General features: G+C 39.3%; 2 protein-coding genes. One reads left to right on the top strand and one right to left on the bottom strand.

The genetic code is table 11. From position 1 onward, the window contains the following. Positions 1 to 759: FAD-binding oxidoreductase (locus tag AAC037_RS23525; protein WP_339906066.1), on the top strand; the 759-nt coding region annotated here is incomplete at its 5' end. A 106-nt stretch (positions 760 to 865) separates the two neighbouring features. On the opposite strand, the gene AAC037_RS23520 is transcribed toward AAC037_RS23525, so the two are convergent. Further along, positions 866 to 2197, bottom strand: a complete 1332-nt coding sequence (locus tag AAC037_RS23520) for a Gfo/Idh/MocA family oxidoreductase (RefSeq protein WP_339906064.1) — start codon at positions 2195 to 2197, stop codon at positions 866 to 868. Positions 2198 to 2385: the final 188 nt, after the last annotated feature.

The following is a 2385-nucleotide window of genomic DNA, read 5'->3' as shown; positions in this document are numbered from 1 at the left end:
GGTTGGACAGGCTGGAGACCATTTGAAGTAAAGGAAAAAGTAAAAGAATCAGATGAAATCACCTCATTTTACCTTTATCCAAGCGATGGGGGAAAAGTCGTAAAGCACCTGCCCGGCCAGTTTATTAGTCTCAAAGTATTCTTGCCGGAATTGGGTCTAAATCAGGCCAGGCAATACAGTATATCTAGTGCTCCCAATGAACAGTATTACCGCATTTCTGTAAAGAAAGAAGTTAACCTTCAACTGAATGTCAATGGAATGATCAGCAATTTTTTACATGACCAAATACAGGTTGGTGATCCGGTCTACCTGACTGCACCTGTTGGCGATTTTACCTTAAACCCGAAAAAAGGTACGCCCATCACTTTTATCAGTGGCGGTGTAGGTCTCACGCCACTAATTAGCATGTTACAAACACTTCTCCCAAATCAATCTTCCCAGGTTTATTGGCTACATGCCTGTAGAAATCAAACTGTTCATGCTTTTAAAAAAGATGTTTATAAAATAGCTGAAACCTACCCTAATATGCAACAACATATTTTCTATGATGCATTGACAGAAAAGGATAAAAAAGACGGGGTAATCCAAGGCCCCTTGGATCTCAACAAAATTGACCCAATACCAAAAAAATCTCAATATTACATCTGTGGTCCTGCCGGTTTTATTGCCCAACAGTATAAAATATTGATAGACAAAGGTGTGGCTGTATCGGACATTTCATATGAGGAATTTGGACCTCAGTCTCTTAATTTAAACTAAACCATAGTATATTAGGGACTACCTCAGGAAAATGAACTCGAGAAAAGGCTTGTACAGGTACACAATAAAAAAAGCGAAACTTGAATAGTTTCGCTTTTTTTATTCCTTAAAGCCTATAACCCGGCCTGTAAGATCTATGAAGTTGTTTCTCCGCTTCAGGATCGGGAGCAGCAAATTTCTCATTGACCGGATCCCATTTTAATGGACGTCCTAAATCATACGCTATATTGCCAAGGTTACAAGTAGTACAGGTACTGTGACCAACTTCAACCGGTGCGATAGGGTCTTTTCTTCTTCTTACAGACTCTATAAAATCTATATGGTGGGCTGTACCTCCACCACCTCTTAGATCATCGCCTTCAGCTATCAATGGGTATAGGCTATCATCAGAGGCTTTGTAATGAGACCTGGACACTTCTATCCAACCATCTTCACCAACGAATTTACATCCTCTGGTCTCTTTTTTATCAAAAGGTTCTTCTGTTACAGTGACACCATTTGGATAAATGAATGTTAAATATTCAGTGTCTTGATATCCTGCAGGAATAATTTCTATTGGACCATTTCTATCCATTCCAATAGCCCATTGCGCAATATCAAACATATGTGCACCCCAGTCGGTGGTCAGTCCACCTCCCGTTTCTTTATACCAACGCCATGCTCCCCAAACTTTTTCATTTTCCGGTGGATTAATGGAAATGGGTGGGTTTAAATCATTATTAAAATGTATATCAGCTGCCAATGGACCTAACCACATGTCCCAATTCAGGCTTGCAGGGATCTCCTCTTTGGGCAAATCATAAGGTTTAGGAGGTCCACCTACACAAGCATACACTCTCTTGATTTTCCCTATTCTTCCCTTTTGCACCATTTTAACCGCATGCTGAAAATTGTCATAAGACCTTTGCATACTTCCTGTGGCCAGAACAATGCTATTTGAGCGCACAGCTTTAACCAATTCCTGACCCTCCTTGATGGTAAAAGTCAAGGGTTTCTCCAAATATATATCTTTGCCGGCCTTACACGCATCTATTGCCATTAAAGCGTGCCAATGATCCGGACTTGCTATCACCACTGCATCAATATCTTTTCTTGCAAGAAGGTCATGGTAATTTTCATACACTTCTACCTCAACAGTTTTCCCTTTGCTTTTGTAATACTCATTTGTACGATTTAAAAATCGCTTTTGCTTGTCACCATACACATCACAGCCGGCAACTACTTCGATATTAGGTAATTTTATAAAGCTACCAAGTAAACCATTGCTCTGTCTACCTAGACCAATGAATCCCAAACGTAATACTTCATTGGCTTCCTTTTTATTGTAACTTTCTTTGCCAAGACTTATTTGTGGCAAAACCCCAATTCCTGCCGCGCTAAGCAGACCTGTACCCATAAACTTCCGCCTGGACAGTGAGGATTTTTTCTTTTCAGTCATAATTGATCGGTTAAATAATTATTTTGAGTTCACTATAATTTCATTGACAATTAACCCCAAAGAATTACCTTTTTCCAATAATTATGCACAGACCTTGAAAAAGTCCACCTAATACTATTGAAAAAAGGTAAAAAAGGATATTAAACCTATTGACTTATAGGACCAAAACCAGCCCTACAATTTTCCTA

The sequence above is a fragment of the uncultured Cyclobacterium sp. genome, assembly GCF_963976465.1.
Lineage (GTDB): Bacteria > Bacteroidota > Bacteroidia > Cytophagales > Cyclobacteriaceae > Cyclobacterium.
The sequence above is the reverse complement of the archived record's forward strand: the minus strand, read 5'-3'. Positions and strand labels throughout refer to the sequence as shown.

Coding starts and splice junctions, on each gene's coding strand:
- AAC037_RS23520 (WP_339906064.1), bottom strand. CDS start 2,197: ATGACTGAAAAGAAAAAATCCTCACTGTCCAGGCGGAAGTTTATGGGT.